The organism is Microbacterium sp. (assembly GCF_035554235.1).
GTDB lineage: Bacteria > Actinomycetota > Actinomycetes > Actinomycetales > Microbacteriaceae > Microbacterium.
In genome coordinates this window covers 1-2,148 of record NZ_DATMIO010000160.1, presented here as the reverse complement: position 1 = coordinate 2,148, position 2,148 = coordinate 1, and the positions used below count along the sequence as shown (strand labels likewise).

The following is a 2,148-nucleotide window of genomic DNA, read 5'->3' as shown; positions in this document are numbered from 1 at the left end:
AGCACGTCGAGCCGGGAGGCCGGGCTCACGCGAGTGACCCCTCGGTGTCGAGGTTTCGGCGCAGCTCGTGCTCGAGCGCGTCGATCTCGGCCCCGCCGGACATCTGCAGCACGAGCTCCTCGCGGGTGATCTTGCTCTTGCGCCAGTCGCCCATCAGGCGGCCGCGGTTGAGGATCACGAAGCGATCGCCGACCGGGTAGGCGTGGTGCGGGTTGTGGGTGATGAAGATCACGCCGAGGCCGCGGTCGCGGGCCTGGGCGACGTAGCGCAGCACGACGCCGGACTGCTTGACGCCGAGCGCGGCGGTCGGCTCGTCGAGGATCAGCACCTTCGCGCCGAAGTAGACGGCGCGAGCGATCGAGACCGCCTGGCGCTCGCCGCCCGAGAGCGTGCCGACGGGCTGGTCCGGGTCGCGGACGTCGATGCCCATCTTGCGCATCTCCTCGTGCATGATCTCCTTGGCCGCTTTGACATCGATCCGCTTGAACGGGCCGCTGCCCTTCGTCGGCTCCGAGCCGAGGAAGAAGTTGCGCCAGATTGACATCAGCGGGACGGTCGCCAGGTCTTGGAAGACCGTCGCGATGCCCTGCTCCTTCGCTTCGCGTGGCGAGTTGAAGTGCGTCGACTCGCCATAGACGCGGAGCTCGCCCTCGTCGTGGCGGTGCACGCCGGAGAGGATCTTGATGAAGGTCGACTTGCCGGCGCCGTTGTCGCCGAGCACGCAGGTGACCTCGCCTGACTCGACGCCGACGGTGATGTCCTTCAGGGCGACGACGTTGCCGAAGTACTTGCAGACGTCGCGGACCTCGAGCAGCGTGCTCATCCCCGCACCCCCTCGGCGCGCTTGCGGATGTACGTGTTCACCAGGACCGCGATCAGCAGGATCACGCCCAGGAAGAGGAAGCGCCAGTCGGTGTTCCAGCCCGAGAACTGGATGCCGATGAACGCCATGCCGATGATCGTCGCGCCCAGCGCCGCGCCGACCGCCGAGCCGAAGCCGCCCGTGAGCACGCAGCCGCCGACGACCGCGGCGATGATGTATTGGAACTCGTCGCCGACGCCCTGCCCGGCCTGCGTCGAAGCCAGGCGCAGCGCGATCATGATGCCCGTCAGCGCCGACACGAACGAGGTCATCACGAACAGCGTGACCTTGACCTGCACGACCGGCACGCCGACGTTGCGGGCGGCGTTGGCGTCGCCGCCGACGCCGAAGATCCAGTTGCCGACCCGGGTGCGCGTCAGCGTCCAGGTCGCGATCGCGGTGATCGCGAGCCACCACAGCAGCGTGATCTGGAAGTCGTGCGGCGCCCAGAACGTGCCACCGAAGATCGACTTGGCGCTGTCGTAGCCCGCCGCGGCGTCGAGTCCGGTGACCGAGACCTGGTTGGTGATCGCCTTGGTCACGCCGAGGTTGACGCCCTGCAGGATGAAGAACGTCGCGAGCGTGACGATGAAGCTCGGCAGCTTGGTCCGCATGACCATGTAGCCGTTGAGGAACCCGATGCCCGCCGCGGCGATCAGCGTGATCACGATGGCCAGCCAGATATTCATGCCGACCTCGGTGGCCAGGATGCCCATCGCCAGGCCCGCCGAGCCGGTGATCACGCCGGCCGAGAGGTCGAACTCGCCGCCGATCATCAGCATCGCCACGGCCACGGCCGGGATGCCGATGGTGGCGGCGACGTCGGTCCAGTTGGCGATCCCGTCCAGCTGCAGGAACAGGCCGTTCTGGCTCCAGAAGAAGATCGCGACGACGATCGCCGCCAACAGCGCGCCGATCTCCGGGCGCCGCAGTGCGCGGTGCAGCAGACTGATGTTGGCCAGTCGTTCGTCGCCGACCGGCTTGGCTTCCTGCGCCGCGACGGCGGCGGGAGCGGGAGCGGGAGCGATCTTCGGGCTCATCGTGTGCCCGCCGCGGCGAGCTTTTCGACGGTCGCCGCGTTGCTCTTGTCCACGAAGCTGGGACCGGTGAGCACGGGCTGGCCGCCGCCGACGCTGTTGGAGTTGGTCTTGAAGAGCTTCAGGAACACGATCGGCAGGTAGCCCTGCAGGTACGGCTGCTGGTCGACCGCGAACAGGATGTTGCCCGCCGCGATGTCCTTGAGCACGTCGGCGCTGAGGTCGAACGTGGCCAGCTTGGCGCTCGAG

General features: G+C 67.9%; 2 protein-coding genes and 1 pseudogene. All 3 read right to left on the bottom strand.

Features of this window, described 5'->3' with window-relative positions; genetic code table 11:
* Positions 1-25: 25 nt before the first annotated feature.
* Positions 26-823, bottom strand: a complete 798-nt coding sequence (locus VNT50_RS08245; protein WP_325484630.1) for an ATP-binding cassette domain-containing protein — start codon at positions 821-823, stop codon at positions 26-28.
* The gene (locus VNT50_RS08240) at positions 820-1,902 is read right to left on the bottom strand and encodes an ABC transporter permease (RefSeq protein ID WP_325484629.1); all 1,083 of its coding nucleotides are present in this window, start codon (positions 1,900-1,902) and stop codon (positions 820-822) included. Before VNT50_RS08240 ends, VNT50_RS08245 begins: the two co-directional genes overlap by 4 nt.
* Positions 1,899-2,148, bottom strand: a pseudogene (locus VNT50_RS08235) (sugar ABC transporter substrate-binding protein); the annotation flags it as partial. The gene VNT50_RS08240 and the pseudogene VNT50_RS08235, both read right to left, overlap by 4 nt.

What these genes read in the sequence shown, in the direction of transcription:
- VNT50_RS08245 (WP_325484630.1), bottom strand. Translation starts at nt 823, where the DNA reads ATGAGCACGCTGCTCGAGGTCCGCGACGTCTGCAAGTACTTCGGCAAC.
- VNT50_RS08240 (WP_325484629.1), bottom strand. Translation starts at nt 1,902, where the DNA reads ATGAGCCCGAAGATCGCTCCCGCTCCCGCTCCCGCCGCCGTCGCGGCG.